This window comes from uncultured Serinicoccus sp. (genome assembly GCF_947487915.1).
Classification (GTDB): domain Bacteria; phylum Actinomycetota; class Actinomycetes; order Actinomycetales; family Dermatophilaceae; genus Ornithinicoccus.
This window is the reverse complement of record NZ_CANKYH010000006.1, coordinates 1-16,369: the sequence shown is the minus strand read 5'-3', so window position 1 is coordinate 16,369 and position 16,369 is coordinate 1. Positions and strand designations below refer to the sequence as shown.

Here is a 16,369-nt window from a genome sequence, read left to right as displayed (position 1 = left end):
ACCCCCGACATGACAACGGAGCAACCAGCAGTGAAGAGCGCTGTCGAGACCCTGACCCCGACCCGGGTCAAGCTGACCGTCGAGGTCCCCGCCGCCGACCTCAAGCCGCGGCTGGACGCCGCCTACAAGAGCATCGGCGCCAACGTGCAGATCCCCGGCTTCCGCAAGGGCAAGGTCCCGAACCGGATCATCGACCAGCGCTTCGGGCGCGGCGCCGTGGTGCAGGAGGCCGTCAACGAGGCGCTCCCGGAGTACTACACGCAGGCGATGACCGAGAACGACCTCACCCCGCTGAGCCAGCCCGAGGTCAACCTCACCTCGCTGCCGATGGAGGAGGGCCAGGACCTCGCCTTCGAGGCCGAGGTCGACATCGTCCCGCAGTTCGAGCTGCCGGACTTCTCCGGCATCGAGGTCCAGGTCGACCCGGTCGAGGCCTCCGAGGAGGACATCCAGACCCGGATCGACAACCTGCGCGAGCGCTTCGGCACCCTCAAGCCGATCAAGCGCAAGGCCAAGACCGGCGACCACCTGACGATCGACCTCACCGCCACGATCGGTGACGAGGAGATCGACTCGGTGACCGGTGTGTCCTACGAGATCGGCTCGGGCACCATGCTCGACGGCCTCGACACCGCGCTGCGCGGCACCAAGGCCGGGGAGACGGTGGAGTTCCAGTCCCCGCTTGCCGGCGGCGACCGCAAGGGCGAGAAGGCCGACGTCACCGTGACCGTCCAGGCCGCCAAGGAGCGCGAGCTGCCCGCGCTGGACGACGAGTTCGCCCAGCTGGCGAGCCAGTTCGACACCATGGACGAGCTGCGCGCCGACCTCGCCCAGCAGGCCGAGCAGGGCGCCCGCTTCGAGCAGGGCGTCGCGGCCCGCGACAAGGTCCTCGAGGCCATGCTCGCGATGGTCGAGATCCCGGTGCCGGACAGCCTCGTCGAGGCCGAGGTGCACCGCCACCTCGAGGGCGAGGACCGCCTGGAGGACGACGAGCACCGCGCCGAGGTGACCGAGTCGACGAAGAAGGCCATGCAGACGCAGTTCCTGCTCGACGCGCTCGTCAAGCGCGACGAGGTCGAGGTCGACCAGGGCGAGCTCATCGAGTACATCATGATGACCGCGCAGCAGTACGGCATGAACGCCCAGCAGTTCGCGCAGCAGATCGACCAGCAGAACCAGGTGCCCGCCATGGTCGCCGAGGTCGGCCGCCGCAAGGCGCTGGCCCACGTGCTGGAGCAGGCGACGGTCACCGACACCGAGGGCAACGCGGTCGACCTGGACGCCATCGAGGGCGACGACGAGGACGACGTCGAGGTCGCTGCCGGTGACCAGGTCATGGAGGCCGGCGACGAGGTCGTCGAGGCCGACGAGGACACCGCCGAGCCGGGCGCCGAGGCCGACGAGGTCGACGAGGTCGACGAGGACAGCGCCGCCAAGGCCTGACCCGCCACACACGGTGCGCGACTGCACCGGGTATGCCGCCCAGCAGGGCGATGTCACGGCATACCCGGTGCAGTCGCGCTCGTGCAGGGTCGGGGTGGGCTGTCAATAAACCTCCGCGCCGGGACCACGTGTGTCTGTTGCGCAACGTGTATGTCGACCGTCGGGTGCGGGTGGACGGCTACGTGCGCGCCCGGGCCGTGCTGCTGGTCGCACCGGCCGACGCCTTCGTGTCCCACCACACCGCGGCCGAGCTCTGGGGTGGCGTCGTCCCGCACGCGGTGCGTCCGCACGTCAGCGTGCCGACCGGGCGGCCGCGGTCGGCCCGGGAGGACCTCGTCGTGCACGCCTCGTCGCGGGAGCCGGTGGTCTTCCGGGGTCAGCGGGTCACCACGCCGCTGGACACCTTCCTCGACTGCGCACGCGTGCTCGACCTCGTCGACCTGGTGGTGCTGGGCGACAGCCTCGTCGCCAGGCGCCGGATCACGCCTGAGCGGCTGAGGCAGGGGGCCGAGGAGTCGACGGGCCGGGGCTCTCGCCTCGCCCGGCGAGCGGCCGGCCTCGTCCGGGCGGGCGTCGACTCACCGATGGAGACCCGGTCGCGGATGCTTCGCGTGCTCGCCGGGCTTCCCGAGCTGGAGACCGACCTCCGCTTCCACGACGAACGCGGTGACCTGGTGCGTCGGCTCGACGCGGGGGATCGCGCGACGCGGACCGCGGTGGAGTACGACGGACGTCACCACATCGAGCGGGAGCGCACCTGGGAGGCGGACCTCGGGCGCAGGGAAGACGTCGAGGACGCCCGGTGGCGCATCGTCGTGCTCGTCGGCGCGGACATCTACCGCACGCCAGGGCGGACGGTGGAGCGTCTGCGGCGGATCTTCGCCCAGCGGGGCATCCCGCTCGGGCCGCCGAGCGACGAGTGGCGCCGCCACTTCCCGGGACGAGGCTGAGCTCCTGCGGGCGGTCGGGCGAGCTCGATCCGACGGTGGGTGCGCGACTGCAGTGGATATGTCGCCCACGAGGGCGATCTCACGACATACCCGGTGCAGTCGCGCGTTTCCGAGCGGGCAGCGGTCAGCGCAGAAGCGCCCCGGCGGGAGCGGGGGCGCGGACCGAGGGCCGCTGCGCCCGGTGCTCGTGCAGGGACAGGGCCACGACCGTGCTGACGACGACCGCCATGCCCAGCCACTGGGTGGGCTCCGGCCGGCTGCTGAAGGCCACGACGCCGATGAGGGCCGCGGTGAGCGGGAAGGTGAGCTCGGCGAGGGTCGCCCGCGCGGCGGGGGTATGCCGCAGCGCCCGGTAGTAGAGCGTCATCGCCGCCAGCCCGGGCAGCAGGGCGAGCGCCAGGATCGAGGGCGCCGCGGACATCGGCACCGCGAGCGGGGTCCCGGTGAAGCCGGCGATGACCGCGAGCGTGACCAGGCCGAAGGCGAAGCGCAGGGCGGTGAGGTCGACGAAGCGCAGCTCGGCGCTGGCCGCCCGGCCGAGCACGGTCCCCGCCGCCCACAGGGCGGCGGCACCCAGGGCCAGCGCGGCCGCCTGGGCCGAGCTCACGCTCACCGCGAGAGGGTCGGCGAAGGTCATCAGCCACGCCCCGACCACCGCGGGCACGAGGAAGAGGAGGTAGGAGCGGCGCAGGCGCTCGCCCAGCAGCACGGCGGCCAGCGCCAGGGCGATGAACGGCTGCAGCTTCTGCAGGACCTGCGGGGTGATGGGGTCGCCCAGCGCGAACGCGGCGGTGAACAGCGTCGTCGCGAGCGCCGAGCTGCCGGCACCGATGACGAGGACGCTCACCTGCGTGCGCGTCGTCGCGGCCCGCCACCGGCGCAGCGCCGGCACCAGCCAGGGCAGCAGGGCGAGCGTGAGCAGCACGTGCTCCCAGAAGACGATGGCCAGCGACGGCAGCTCCTGGGCGAGCGGGCCGCGCCAGAGGGCGGAGAGCCCCCAGAGCGAGGCGGCCAGGGCCACCAGCCAGGTGCGGTCGGTGCGGGGGGAGGGGGTCACCGGTCAAGCCTAGAACGACGGGGGCCACCCGCCCACGCACGGGCGCCGGGGGTCGTGGTCCGGTGGTCGGGCCGGTAGTGCGCTCACGGCGAACATCACCCCGGTGCGGGAGTGTCGTGACCGGGCCGGGCGTTAGGGTCACTGACAAGCACACGTGCCGCACGGCATACCCCGGACGAAGCGAGGGAAAGCAGCACATGACTGAGGACACCACCATGGCCGAGCGGCCGGCACAGGTCGGCCTGGACGACCAGATCTACAACCGGCTGCTCAAGGAACGCATCATCTTCCTGGGCTCGGACGTGCGCGACGACAACGCCAACGCGATCTGCGCGCAGCTGCTCCTCCTGGCCGCGGAGGACCCGGAGAAGGACATCTGGCTCTACATCAACTCCCCCGGCGGCTCGGTGACCGCGGGCATGGCGATCTTCGACACCATGCAGTGGATCCCCAACGACGTGGCCACCGTCGCGATGGGCCTGGCCGCCTCGATGGGGCAGTTCCTGCTCTCCGCGGGCGCCCCTGGCAAGCGCTACGCCACCCCGCACTCCCGGGTCATGATGCACCAGCCGTCCGGCGGCATCGGCGGCACCGCCTCCGACATCAAGATCCAGGCCGAGCAGATGCTGCACATCAAGCAGCAGATGGCCGAGCTCATCGCCGAGCACACCGGTCAGAGCGTGGAGCAGATCACCCGCGACTCCGACCGCGACCGCTGGTTCACCGCGGCCGAGGCCAAGGAGTACGGCTTCGTCGACCACGTCTACGAGCGCGCCGGCGACGCGCCGTCGTCGCCCACCTCCTGACCGGCCACCCGCACGCGAGAAGAGAGCTGATCTCCCCCATGACCTACCCCCAGCAGCAGAGCCCGTATGCCGGTGGTGCCTGGATGGGCGCCCCGGCGCAGCAGCAGCCTGGTGGAGGTGTGCCGGCGCCGCTCGCGCCGAGCAGCCGCTACATCCTGCCGCAGTTCGAGGAGCGCACCTCCTACGGCACCAAGCGCCAGGACCCCTACACCAAGCTCTTCGAGGACCGGATCATCTTCCTCGGCGTCCAGGTCGACGACGCCTCGGCCGACGACATCATCGCCCAGCTCATCGTGCTGGAGAGCCAGGACCCGGACCGCGACATCCTCATGTACATCAACTCACCCGGTGGCTCGTTCACCGCGCTGACCGCGATCTACGACACCATGCAGTACATCAAGCCGGACGTGCAGACCTTCGTCATCGGCCAGGCCGCCTCCGCGGCCGCCGTGCTGCTGGCGGCCGGGGCGCCGGGCAAGCGGTTCGCGCTGCCCAACGCCCGGGTGCTCATCCACCAGCCGGCCCTGGCCGGTGGCGACTACGGGCAGGCCTCCGACATCGAGATCCAGGCCAACGAGGTGCTGCGGATGCGCACCTGGCTGGAGGAGACCTGGGCCAAGCACTCCGGCCGCAGCGCCGAGCAGGTCCAGAAGGACATCGAGCGCGACAAGATCCTCACCGCCGCCGAGGCCAAGGAGTACGGCCTCGTCGACGAGGTCCTCGCCTCGCGCAAGGCCTCGCTGGACGACTGAGGCCCCGCGGTATGCCGACGGCCGGGTCCGCGCGGACCCGGCCGTCGGCATACCCCGGCCCGGGCGCCACGTCGCGCGAGCCGTTGCGCTGACAGCGGACAGTGGGCATCAACACGCGGGCGGGGCCCGGAAAACCCTGCCCAAACCCCTCCCGGCAAGGTAGCGTCGGGCGGACAGGACGAGCCTGGCTCGTCCGACGGACCGTAGGCCCGAGCTGAGGAAGGACCGACCACGTGGCACGTATGGGCGAGAGCAGCGAGCTGCTGAAGTGCTCTTTCTGCGGGAAGAGCCAGAAGCAGGTCAAGAAGCTGATCGCCGGCCCCGGGGTCTACATCTGCGACGAGTGCATCGACCTGTGCAACGAGATCATCGAGGAGGAGCTGGCCGAGTCCAGCGACCTGGGTCTGGGCCAGCTGCCCAAGCCGCGCGAGATCTTCGACTTCCTGCAGAACTACGTCGTCGGCCAGGACCCCGCCAAGCGGGCGCTGGCCGTCGCGGTCTACAACCACTACAAGCGGATCCAGGCCGGTGAGGGCAAGAGCGGCGGCGAGGACAACGTCGACATCGCCAAGTCCAACATCCTGCTCATCGGCCCGACCGGGTGCGGCAAGACCTATCTCGCCCAGACCCTCGCGCGGATGCTCAACGTGCCCTTCGCCATCGCCGACGCGACGGCGCTCACCGAGGCCGGCTACGTCGGCGAGGACGTCGAGAACATCCTGCTCAAGCTCATCCAGGCCGCCGACTTCGACGTGAAGAAGGCCGAGACCGGGATCATCTACATCGACGAGATCGACAAGATCGCGCGTAAGAGCGAGAACCCCTCGATCACCCGGGACGTCTCCGGGGAGGGCGTGCAGCAGGCGCTCCTGAAGATCCTCGAGGGCACGGTCGCCAGCGTCCCGCCGCAGGGTGGGCGCAAGCACCCGCACCAGGAGTTCATCCAGATCGACACCGGCAACGTGCTCTTCATCGTCGGCGGGGCCTTCGCCGGCATGGAGAAGATCATCGAGTCGCGCACCGGCAAGCAGGGGCTCGGCTTCGGCGCCGAGCTGAAGTCGGCCAAGGACGTGGGAGAGCACTTCGGGGACGTGCTGCCGGAGGACCTCATGAAGTTCGGGCTGATCCCCGAGTTCATCGGGCGTCTGCCCGTCATCACCACGGTGTCGCCGCTGGACCGCGACGCCCTGGTCAACATCCTCACCGAGCCACGCAACGCGCTGGTCAAGCAGTACCAGAAGATGTTCGAGATCGACGGCGTGGAGCTGGAGTTCGCCGACGACGCGCTCGAGGCCATCGCCGACCAGGCGCTGCTGCGCGGCACCGGCGCCCGCGGGCTGCGGGCCATCCTCGAGGAGGTGCTGCTGCCGGTGATGTTCGACGTCCCCTCCGACGACCAGATCGCCAAGGTGGTCATCACCCGCGAGGTCGTCCAGGAGAACGTCAACCCCACGATCGTCCGGCGCGACGTCGCCCCCCGCAAGCGTCAGCAGCGCAAGGAGAGCGCCTGACCTCTGCACCGGACGCGCGCTGGGACCGCACCGGCCGGCCCTGGTCCGGCGACCGCGTCAGCCGAGCCGCTCCAGCCCCACCTGGATGACGTAGACCGCCGCGGCGAGCGCGACGAGCCCGAGCGATGCGCTGGTGACGGCGAAAGCCAGGCCGTCGCCCGCCAGCGTGTCCTCCCGGTGCAGCCACAGATGGATCCGCCGGTAGCGCTGCGTCGCCCGGTGGTAGCCCCACGCCGCGCCGGCCACCCCGGCGGCACCCACGGCGGCGGCCGTCACGAGGCCGAGGCGGTCCCCGGCATACCGGGCGATCGCGGCCGACACCACGGCCAGCGCGAGCGCCGTGCGGCGCCACGCGAGCAGCGTCCGCTCCGGCTGCAGCCCGGGGTCGTAGGGGCGGTCGGGTGCGGTGCTCACGCGAGCAGACCGACGGCGACGAGCAGGGTGGCCAGGAGCACGCCGACCGCGATGACGGCACCGATGGTGAGCGGCGGGAGGGTCCGACCCTCGCGCATGGCCCGCTCCACCCGGAACCACCCCACCCACGCCTGCACCGCCGCCAGCATCCCCAGCACGACGAAGACGGCGGACGCGGCCAGGCGGTATCCCGGCGCGATCGGCACCGCGAGCGCCTCCAGCGCCACGCCCGCGGCGAGGAAGGCCAGGGCGGTGCGGATCCAGGCGAGGAAGGTGCGCTCGTTGGCCAGGCTGAAGCGCGGGTCCGGGTCGCTGCCCAGGGCGTAGACCGACTGCGGGAAACGACGCCGCGCCCGACCCTCGCTCATCGCCCGGCGGTCAGGTCGGCGAGCGCGTGCATGTGCGCCAGCATAGGCCGGGGTGCGCGGCACGGGGTATGCCGAGCGCGCGTCCGGTGCGGACGCACCAAGTCCGGTGTGGTCCTAGCGCGCGTCCGGTGCGGTGTGGCGGCGGCGGAGGCGGACGTAGCCGAGGAGCGCCGCTGCCAGGACGGCCAGACCGATGATGCTGGGCACCGGCCCGACGCCGGCGCTCCCGCTGCCCCCTGCGGCGGCGAGCGCCGCCAGCCCCCAGACGAGGGTCACGGCCGCGGCGACGACGCCGACACGGGCGGCATACCGGGTGAGGACGGAGCGGGGGACGGTCGCCTGGGGCGGCACCGAGGCCGCCAGGGCGGCGCTCGCGTGCACGAGCAGCAGGCTCCACGCCGCCGGCAGCAGGGCCCAGTGCCACGGGCCCGGGACGGCGGCCCACCAGGCCGCGATCGCCCACACGAGGAAGAACGCCGGCATGACGCCGGCGGGCTGGGCCACGACGAGAGCGCCCAGCACGACCGTGCCGATCCACACGGTCGGCCCCCCGCCCCCGGCCGCGACGAGGCACAGCGCGAAGACGACCGACGCCGCGAGAGCCACCAGCCGCACCCGCAGGTGGCTGGGGGAGGCGGTCCGCAGGTTCACCCAGTGCTCGCGCAGCTCGCCCATCAGGCACCCACCCGGCGTCGGCGGCGGGCCAGCTCCAGCAGCACGACGTCCAGGCTGCCCGGCCCCAGCCAGGGCACCACCGCGACGCCCTGCGCGCGGATCGCCCGGATCTCCCGGTCCCGCTCGAGCATCCGGATCCGCCAGGCGGTCCGCGCCAGTGCATCGCGCTCGCCGCTGGGCGCCACCCTGGCGACGGCCTCACCAAGGGCGTCCACCACGACGACCGAGGTGCCGCGCGCCGCCAGGGTCGCGGCCTGGGTGAGCGCGTCCGGGGAGACGAGGGAGGAGATCATCACCACGAGGGTCCCCGAGCCGATCCCGAGGTGGACCCGCCGCGGGTCGGTCTGCTCGTCCACCGAGGCCTGCACCCCGCTGAGGGTGTCGAGGATCCGGACCCCGTGCCGTCGGCCGGTGCCGGTCGGCACCACGAGCGGGGTGCGCGCCGAGAGCACCCGCAGGCTGACCCGGTCGCCCTGGTGCAGGAAGTGCTCGGCCACCGCGGCCGCGGCCCGCACCGACCGGTCCAGGGAGCTCACGTCGCCGTCCAGGCCGCCGGACCGGCCCAGGTCGTAGTGCGCGTCGACGAGCACGGCGACGTGTGTGTCCTGGTCGGCATAGCTGGAGGTCACGTGTAGCTCCCCGGTCCGGCTCGAGCGGGGCCAGTGGATGCGCCGCAGCCGGTCACCGACCTGGAAGGGGCGGATCGTCGCGAACTCGCTGCCCTCCCCGGGACGGCTCGAACGGTGCATCCCCACCAGGCCGCGCGGGTGCGGGGCCGGTGCGGAGGTGTCGAACGCCGCCGGCTGGGGGAGCACCCGTAGCGCCTGCGCGTCCATCGACAGCGGGCCCCACCGGTAGGAGCCCCAGGCCCCGGCCGCGGCGACCTGCAGCGGCCCGATCCGACGCACCCCCCACCGGGTCACCCGGACCCCGACGAGCAACCGCCGGTAGCCCTGCACCTGCGGTCCGTCGGCGTCGGCCACGGTGCAGGTCCGCTGCACCAGCTGGTCGTCGCTGTCCCGAGCCTGGCGCATCCGCTCGCGCAGCACCGCCCGGACGAAGGGGGCGGGGGTCAGGGCCGCCGAGAGGACCTCGGCCCCCTCCACCGGCTCCAGGTCGGCCACGGCGAGCGCCTGGTCGCCCTCGCGCACCTGCCCGTGCGACAGCCCGAAGCGGTGGTCGGGACGCTCCTGCGGACGGGTCGCGAGGCTCCAGGCCAGCACGAGGGCGAGCGGGCTGACCAGCACGAGCAGGTCCGGGCGACGGAACACCAGCGCCACCGGCGCGATGGTGAGCACGGCGACCAGGCAGCGCTGGAGGGCGTGGGTCGGCCGCCAGGCGTCGGCTCGCTCGAAGGCCGCCATCAGGACCGCGCCGCGGACCGCTCGGCAGGCGCGTCGTCCTCGTCCACCGTGGAGGCTCCCGTCCGCGAACCGGGCACGGGCACCTGGCCGAGGGCGGCCGTCACCACCGCGGCGCCGCCGGTGTCCGACATCCACAGCTCGGGCTTGATCGAGATGCGGTGGTCGAGGACGGCGTGCGCCACCGCCTTGACGTCCTCGGGGGTGACGTAGTCGCGACCGTGGATCACGGCATACGCGCGGGAGGTGAGCATGAGGGCGAGCGAGCCACGCGGGGAGGCGCCGACGAGCACGGCCCGGTGCCGGCGGGTCGCCGAGGCGAGCTCGACGCAGTAGCGGGAGATGTCGTCCTCGACGGGCACCCGCTCGACCGCGTCCTGCATCGCCGCCAGGCCGGCCGCGTCGGTGACCGGCTCGAGCCGCTGGTCCTCGGTCTGCCGGGTGACCCGGCGGCGCAGCACGTCCCACTCCTCCTCGGGGGAGGGGTACCCGAAGGACACCCGCGCCAGGAAGCGGTCCAGCTGGGCCTCGGGGAGGGGGTAGGTGCCCTCGTACTCCACCGGGTTGGCGGTGGCCAGCACGTGGAAGGGCTGGGGCAGCTGGTGGGTCTGGCCCTCGACGGTCACCTGGTGCTCCTGCATCGCCTCGAGCAGGGCCGACTGGGTCTTCGGCGGGGTGCGGTTGATCTCGTCGGCCAGCAGCAGCCCGGTGAAGAGCGGGCCGGGGCGGAAGACGAACTCGGTGCTCCTCTGGTCGAAGACGAAGGAGCCGGTGAGGTCCGAGGGCAGCAGATCGGGGGTGAACTGGGCGCGGGTGAAGTCCAGCCCCAGGGTCTGGGCGAAGGAGCGCGCGGCCAGGGTCTTGCCGAGCCCCGGGAAGTCCTCCAGGAGCACGTGGCCGCGGGAGAGGACCGCGGTCAGCACGAGCGTCAGCGCCTCGCGCTTGCCGACGACCGCCTGCTCGACCCGGTCCAGCACCTGCGCGGCGCGACGGGACACCTCGGGCACGTCCAGGTCGGGGGTGGGGGTGTCGTTCACAGCTTCTCGACTCCTTCGATGGCGGTATGCAGCGCGCTCGGGCTGCGTCTGCGGGTGTCCGTGGGTGGGTGGTCCAGGTAGGCGACCAGGTGCGGGTCGAGCAGCGCCCGGGCCTGCTCGGGCTGGGTCTCGAGGTCGACGTCGTGGTGGGCGAGCAGGCGCTCGGCGGCGAGCTCGCGGATGACGGGGTAGATCTCGTCCGCGCGGTCGTCGCGCTCCAGGGCGTCCCGCAGGTCGCGCCGCAGCCGCAGCAGGCGGTAGTCCATCGCGTCCGGGGGCGCGGCCTCCTGGCGCGGGGTCGAGACCCAGTAGGCCTGCTCGACGTCGCTGGCGGTCGTGGACAGCCCCCAGGTCAGCAACCCGCCCACCACGCCGGCGAGCACCACGACGAGCAGGGCCACGGGCCAGGGGTAGGGCAGCGCCCCGATGAAGAAGAGCAGCCCGCCGAGCAGGACCGCGATGACCAGGGCCGGCACCAGGTGGCGGCGCAGGTCGGTGGCGAGCGCCTGCTGCCGGTGGGGCAGCGGCGGGAGGGATCTGGTCATCTCGCCTCGCCCTCGCCCTGGGACGGGGCACGGGCTGCCGCGGCACGGTCCGCCCGCGCCTGCTCGGCGAGGGCCCGGCGGCGCAAGCCCTCGTGGATCCGGTCGAGGGCGGCGACGGCCTGCTCGCGCTGCTGCTCGGAGACCGGGTGCCGGGAGAAGCGGGCCTCGCGGTAGGCCTCGGACAGGGTGCGGATGGAGGTCTCGTCGACCTCCCAGCGGCTCAGCACCCGCCGGGTCAGCTCGCTGGCCGTCTCGGCCGGGTTGTCCGGAAGCCCGGACCGGCGGACGGCCTCCTCGAGCGCCACCCAGCAGGCGACGACCGCGTTGCGGGGGTCACCCTCGGCGAGCGCGCGGTAGCGCACGTCGTCACCGCTGGCCTCGAGCAGTGCGGCGAGCTGCTCGTCCTCCTCCATCCCCAGCGGCTCGTCGCCGTCCCGGTCCCGGGCCAGGAGCGCCCGGACGATGAGCAGGACCACCACGACGACCAGCAGCAGGGCGCCGACGAGCAACCAGTCGACCTGCCAGCCGTCCTGCGGGGGCGGTCGGGACTCCGTGGGCACGGCCGTCGCGGCGGTCTGCTCGGCCACCGGTGGGAGCGGGGGGAGGCCGATCTCCGGCTCCCACGTGCCGGTAGGCGGCCCCAGCAGCGGCCGGCCGCTGCTGGAGCTCCAGAGCAGCAGGCTCAGCCCGGCCAGCGCGGCGAGCACCGCGAGGACGACACCACTGGTCGACCCCGTGCCCCTGCGCATACCTCACCCTAAGCCGGGGCCTCCACGAGGGCGACGTCGCGCACGCCGAACTGCTCGGCCTCGGCGAAGGTCAGCTCACCGGTGACCTTCCCCGCGGCCCCCAGGTCGGTCAGCGCGGCACGGACCCGGTCCAGCTCCCCGGGCGGGCCGGCCACGGTCGCCGCCGCGATGGGCGTGCGCATCTTGACCTTGGCCTCCGACTTGGCCCGGCGCAGCCCGGCCAGGGCCTGCCCGACCGTGCCGAGCAGCGCGGCGTCGGCGGCCTGCGCGACGGCCAGCTCCTCGACCACGGGCCACGGCTGGGTGTGCACCGAGGTGCCCTCCTCGTGCCACCACGACCACACCTCCTCGGTCGCGAACGAGATCACCGGCGCCAGCAGGCGCAGCTGCACCGACAGGGCCAGCCGCAGCGCCGCTCGCGCGGACAGGGTCTGCGGCGTGGGATCGCCCGTGGGCCCGTCGGCGGAGAACTCCCCGCCGTAGGCGCGCTCCTTGACCAGCTCGAGGTAGTCGTCGCAGAAGGTCCAGAAGAACGACTCGGTGACGTCGAGCGCGGTGGAGTAGTCCCACGCCTCGTAGGCCTGGGTGGCCCGGCGCACGACCTCGGCCAGCCCGGCCAGCATGGCCCGGTCCAGCGGCTCGGTGACGAGGTCGGCCTCGGAGGAACCCTCCGGCAGCTCGCCGAAACCGAGGACGAAGGAGCTGGCGTTGAGCAGCTTGATCGCCAGCCGGCGCCCGACCTTGATCTGGTTGGGGTCGTCGACCGTGTCGACGCCGGGGCGCGCCGCGGCCGCCCAGTAGCGGACGGCGTCGGTCCCGCTGGCCTGCAGCATGTCCAGCGGGGTGACGGCGTTGCCCTTGGACTTGGACATCTTCTTGCGGTCCGGGTCGAGGATCCAGCCGTTGAGGTAGGCGTCGGTCCACGGCACGGTGCCGTGCTCGTGGTGCGCGCGGACCATGGTCGCGAACAGCCACGTGCGGATGATGTCGTGTCCCTGGGGACGCATGTCGAACGGGAAGATCGCCTCGAAGAGCTCGGCGTCCGAGCCCTCGCCGGCGCCGCCTCGCGTCGGCCACCCGGCTGCGATCTGCGGGGACAGCGAGGACGTCGCCCAGGTGTCCATGACGTCGGTGTCGGCGGTGAAGCCGCCGGGCTGGTCGCGCTGGTCCGCGCTGTAGCCCTCCGGCACGTCGCTCACCGGGTCGATGGGCAGCCGCGCCTCGTCGGGCACGAGGACGGTGTCGTGGTCGACCTCGCCGGCCGCGTCCACGGCATACCAGACCGGGAACGGGACGCCGAAGAAGCGCTGGCGGCTGATGAGCCAGTCGCCGTTGAGGCCCTCGACCCAGTTGCGGTAGCGGCTGCGCATGAAGTTGGGGTGGAAGTCGACCTCCTCGCCGCGGGCGATGAGCGCCTCGCGCAGCCCGGGGGCGCCCTCCTCGCGACCGCCGTTGCGGATGAACCACTGGCGGCTGGTGACGATCTCCAGCGGCTTCTCGCCGCGCTCGTAGAAGTTGGCCTTGCGCTGCGTCTTGGCGGGCTCGCCGTCCAGGTCTCCGCAGGCGCGCAGGGCCTCGACCACCGCCTCGCGGGCCGAGTGGACGGTCCTGCCGGCCAGCTGCTCGGCATACAACGACTCACCGGGCCCTCCGGCGATCCACGCGGGTGTCTCGGCCTGCAGCCGGCCGGCCCGGGTGATGACCGAGCGGGTCGGGAGCTGCAGCTCGCGCCACCACTGCACGTCGGTCATGTCGCCGAAGGTGCAGCACATGGCGATGCCGGCCCCCTTGTCCATCTCCGCGAGCGGGTGCGCGAGCACCGGCACCTCGACCCCGAAGAGCGGCGAGGTGACCGTGCTGCCGAAGAGGTCGGCATACCGCTGGTCGTCGGGGTGGGCGACGAGCGCGACGACCGACGGGATGAGCTCGGGGCGGGTCGTCTCGATGTGCACCGGGGCACCCTCGGCGCGGTGGTAGGCCACGCGGTGGTAGGCGCCGGGGTAGTCCCGCGCCTCGAGCTCGGCCTGGGCGACGGCGGTCTGGAAGGTGATGTCCCACAAGCCCGGCGCCTCCGCCTGATATGCCTCGCCGCGGGCGAGGTTGCGCAGGAACGCCTGCTGCGCGACGGCCCGGGAGCGGTCGCCGATGGTGCGGTACTGCACGTTCCAGTCGATGGCCAGGCCGAGGCGGCGGAAGACGTCCTCGAAGGCCTGCTCGTCGATGACCGTGAGCTCCTCGCAGAGCTCGATGAAGGTGGAGCGCCCCACGGGCACCTGGTCGGCGGCCCGCAGGCTCTTGCCGTCGCCGCCCCGCTGGGGCGGGGTGAAGTCGGGGTCGTAGGGGAGGGTGGCATCCCCGCGCACGCCGTAGTAGTTCTGCACCCGCTTCTCGGTCGGCAGCCCGTTGTCGTCCCACCCGATGGGGTAGAACACGTGCTTGCCGGTCATCCGGTGGTAGCGCGCCAGGCAGTCGGCCTGGGTGTAGCCGAAGACGTGACCGAGGTGCAGCGTGCCCGACGCGGTCGGCGGCGGGGTGTCCACGGCGAAGATCTGCTCGCGCGGGCCGGCCAGCGCGGCGTCCCGGTCGAAGGCGTAGACGTCGGTGTCCTTCCATACCGCGACCCACTTCTCCTCGAGGCCGTCGACGGACGGACGCTCGGGCAGCTGCGCCGGGCGCGAGGGAGCGATCTGGTGGTGGTGCGTCATACCCGTCATTGTCACAGACCGCGGCGCGGCGCCCGACGAGGCAGGAGGGGCCTCAACGAGAGACCTGTGCCTGGTGTTCCTGACCAGCATCACGTTTTGGTCACGATCAGGGTATGTCGTTGACCAATCACCTGATGTGGCAAACAGTGTGACGCATGTTGCGAACAATTCCCCTGTCCATGGCCGAGGCGGTCGATGACCCCCAGTGGGTCCAGAACCTCGAGTCCACCGTCGACTCCAGCTTCGAGACGATCACGAAGGTGTCCGGAGACATCATCTTCTTCGAGATCCCCGGCATCCCGATGCCTTTCGTCGTGATGTGGCTGCTCGCCGCCGCCATCATCATCTCGATCTACTTCGGGTTCATCCAGTTCCGCGGCATCAAGGTGGCGTGGGACACGCTGCGGGGCAAGTACTCCTCCCCGGACGACCCGGGTGAGATCCCGCACTACCAGGCGTTGACCTCCGCCGTCTCGGGCACCGTGGGCCTGGGCAACATCGCCGGTGTCGGCGTCGCCGTCACCCTGGGTGGCCCGGGGGCGACCTTCTGGATGATCCTGGCCGGCCTCTTCGGCATGGCGACGAAGTTCGCCGAGTGCACGCTCGGCGTGAAGTACCGCGAGATCCGCGCGGACGGCACCGTCTCCGGCGGCCCGTTCAAGTACCTCCCCGTGGCGTTCAGCAAGTTCCCCAAGTTCCTCTCCGTGGGCCTCACCGGCCTCTTCGCCCTCGCCATCCTCTTCTTCGGCGTCGGCGGCGGCAACATGTTCCAGGCCAACCAGACCTACTCGCAGGCCGTCGAGGTCACCGGTGGCGAGGACAGCTTCCTGGCCTCCACCTCCGCGGGGCTCATCTTCGGTCTCGTCCTCGCCGCCCTCATCGGCGCGGTCATCATCGGTGGGATGAAGTCCATCGGCCGGGTCACCTCGACGCTGGTCCCGCTCATGGGTGGCGTCTACGTGCTCGCCTGCTTCATCGTCATCCTGACGAACATCCCGCACATCCCCGGTGCCATCGGCGACATCCTCACCGGCGCCTTCACCGCCGAGGGGGTCACCGGTGGCTTCATCGGCGCCCTCGTCGTCGGCCTGACCCGCTCGGCCTTCTCCAACGAGGCCGGCCTGGGCTCGGCGCCGATCGCGCACTCGACCGTGAAGACCCGTCGGCCGGTGTCCGAGGGCTTCGTCGCGATGTTCGAGCCGTTCATCGACACGGTCCTCGTCTGCACCATGACCGCGCTGACGATCGTCATCGCGGACACCACGTTCTACAACGAGACCCGTGAGCAGGTCTTCGCGGACGACAGCTACGACTACGGCGGCGGTGTGGTCATCACCTCCGACGCCTTCGCCGAGAACATCTCGTGGTTCCCGACGATCCTGGCCGTCGCGGTCGCGCTGTTCGCGATCTCCACCCTCATCACCTGGTCCTACTACGGCCAGCGGGCGTGGAACTACCTCTTCGGCGACACCCGGACCTCCACGCTCATCTACCGGGTCGTCTTCCTCCTCTTCACGGTGGCGGGCTGCATCCTCAACTTCGGCCAGGTGCTGGCGTTCGCGGACAACTTCCTGTTCGTCTGCGCGTTCGTCAACCTGCTCGGCGTCTACTTCCTGCTGCCGGTCATCAAGAAGGAGATGAACGAGTACCTCGCCGACCGCAAGAGCGGCAAGCTCGCCGAGCTCGGCAAGCTGGACGCCGACAAGGAGATGTCCGTGCGCGACCTGGCCGAGGCCAACCAGGTGCGCGACGACTCCGGTCAGAACCGCCTGGCCGACCCGGACGACGACGGGTTCGGCGCGGGTGGGGCGACCACCCCGCGCGACCGTCGCTGACGGCATACCGCAGCATCACCGAGGGCCGGGAGCACACGCTCCCGGCCCTCGGTCGTGTCCGCGGCGTCGGGGGGAGCGGTTTGCGGTACGCGGTAGCCCGGGGCCACCCCGGGGGTAGCCGCGCCGGCGGTGTAGTGGACGCCCGTGGCCCGGGGGGCCAA

Annotated in this window: 15 protein-coding genes; 6 read left to right on the top strand and 9 right to left on the bottom strand. The window is 72.0% G+C overall.

Annotation, left to right across the window (positions count from 1 at the left end; genetic code table 11):
* Positions 1-30 precede the first annotated feature (30 nt).
* Together tig and Q0795_RS08670 are read left to right on the top strand one after the other, a co-directional pair.
* Positions 31-1,443: a trigger factor gene (gene tig / locus Q0795_RS08675; protein WP_298888875.1), complete on the top strand. Its 1,413-nt coding sequence runs from the start codon at positions 31-33 to the stop codon at positions 1,441-1,443.
* Between the two features lie 137 nt (positions 1,444-1,580).
* On the top strand, positions 1,581-2,393 hold the full coding sequence (locus Q0795_RS08670; protein WP_298888873.1) for a hypothetical protein: 813 nt from the start codon (positions 1,581-1,583) through the stop codon (positions 2,391-2,393).
* A 124-nt stretch (positions 2,394-2,517) separates the two neighbouring features.
* On the opposite strand, the gene Q0795_RS08665 is transcribed toward Q0795_RS08670, so the two are convergent.
* The gene (locus Q0795_RS08665) at positions 2,518-3,450 is read right to left on the bottom strand and encodes a DMT family transporter (RefSeq protein ID WP_298888871.1); all 933 of its coding nucleotides are present in this window, start codon (positions 3,448-3,450) and stop codon (positions 2,518-2,520) included.
* Positions 3,451-3,647: 197 nt separating this feature from the next.
* Here Q0795_RS08665 and Q0795_RS08660 point away from each other — a divergent pair, with 197 nt between their 5' ends.
* The 3 genes from Q0795_RS08660 (at position 3,648) to clpX (ending at position 6,519) form a co-directional block, all read left to right on the top strand.
* Positions 3,648-4,256, top strand: coding sequence for an ATP-dependent Clp protease proteolytic subunit (locus Q0795_RS08660; RefSeq protein ID WP_298888869.1), 609 nt, complete (start codon positions 3,648-3,650; stop codon positions 4,254-4,256).
* Between the two features lie 83 nt (positions 4,257-4,339).
* Positions 4,340-5,008: an ATP-dependent Clp protease proteolytic subunit gene (locus tag Q0795_RS08655; protein WP_298889296.1), complete on the top strand. Its 669-nt coding sequence runs from the start codon at positions 4,340-4,342 to the stop codon at positions 5,006-5,008.
* 233 nt (positions 5,009-5,241) lie between these two features.
* On the top strand, positions 5,242-6,519 hold the full coding sequence (gene clpX, locus Q0795_RS08650) for an ATP-dependent Clp protease ATP-binding subunit ClpX (RefSeq protein WP_298888867.1): 1,278 nt from the start codon (positions 5,242-5,244) through the stop codon (positions 6,517-6,519).
* A gap of 57 nt (positions 6,520-6,576) precedes the next feature.
* On the opposite strand, the gene Q0795_RS08645 is transcribed toward clpX, so the two are convergent.
* The 8 genes from Q0795_RS08645 to valS all read right to left on the bottom strand — a co-directional run bounded on the left by Q0795_RS08645 (position 6,577) and on the right by valS (position 14,373).
* The gene (locus Q0795_RS08645) at positions 6,577-6,933 is read right to left on the bottom strand and encodes a DUF202 domain-containing protein (protein ID WP_298888865.1); all 357 of its coding nucleotides are present in this window, start codon (positions 6,931-6,933) and stop codon (positions 6,577-6,579) included.
* The gene (locus tag Q0795_RS08640; RefSeq protein ID WP_298888863.1) at positions 6,930-7,301 is read right to left on the bottom strand and encodes a DUF202 domain-containing protein; all 372 of its coding nucleotides are present in this window, start codon (positions 7,299-7,301) and stop codon (positions 6,930-6,932) included. Before Q0795_RS08640 ends, Q0795_RS08645 begins: the two co-directional genes overlap by 4 nt.
* Before the next feature lie 114 nt (positions 7,302-7,415).
* The gene (locus tag Q0795_RS08635; RefSeq protein ID WP_298888862.1) at positions 7,416-7,976 is read right to left on the bottom strand and encodes a hypothetical protein; all 561 of its coding nucleotides are present in this window, start codon (positions 7,974-7,976) and stop codon (positions 7,416-7,418) included.
* The gene (locus Q0795_RS08630; RefSeq protein ID WP_298888860.1) at positions 7,976-9,340 is read right to left on the bottom strand and encodes a DUF58 domain-containing protein; all 1,365 of its coding nucleotides are present in this window, start codon (positions 9,338-9,340) and stop codon (positions 7,976-7,978) included. Before Q0795_RS08630 ends, Q0795_RS08635 begins: the two co-directional genes overlap by 1 nt.
* On the bottom strand, positions 9,340-10,374 hold the full coding sequence (locus tag Q0795_RS08625) for a MoxR family ATPase (RefSeq protein ID WP_298888858.1): 1,035 nt from the start codon (positions 10,372-10,374) through the stop codon (positions 9,340-9,342). The genes Q0795_RS08630 and Q0795_RS08625 overlap by 1 nt, the downstream gene beginning before the upstream one ends.
* Complete coding sequence (locus tag Q0795_RS08620; protein WP_298888857.1) at positions 10,371-10,919, bottom strand: hypothetical protein; 549 nt, start codon at positions 10,917-10,919, stop codon at positions 10,371-10,373. The genes Q0795_RS08625 and Q0795_RS08620 overlap by 4 nt, the downstream gene beginning before the upstream one ends.
* Positions 10,916-11,668, bottom strand: a complete 753-nt coding sequence (locus tag Q0795_RS08615; RefSeq protein ID WP_298888855.1) for a DUF4129 domain-containing protein — start codon at positions 11,666-11,668, stop codon at positions 10,916-10,918. Before Q0795_RS08615 ends, Q0795_RS08620 begins: the two co-directional genes overlap by 4 nt.
* A gap of 8 nt (positions 11,669-11,676) precedes the next feature.
* A complete protein-coding gene (gene valS, locus Q0795_RS08610; RefSeq protein ID WP_298888853.1) occupies positions 11,677-14,373 on the bottom strand; it encodes a valine--tRNA ligase in 2,697 nt (898 codons plus the stop codon).
* Between the two features lie 179 nt (positions 14,374-14,552).
* Here valS and Q0795_RS08605 point away from each other — a divergent pair, with 179 nt between their 5' ends.
* Positions 14,553-16,208 (top strand): sodium:alanine symporter family protein, encoded by a 1,656-nt coding sequence (locus Q0795_RS08605; RefSeq protein WP_298888850.1) that lies wholly within the window; start codon positions 14,553-14,555, stop codon positions 16,206-16,208.
* Positions 16,209-16,369 lie beyond the last annotated feature (161 nt).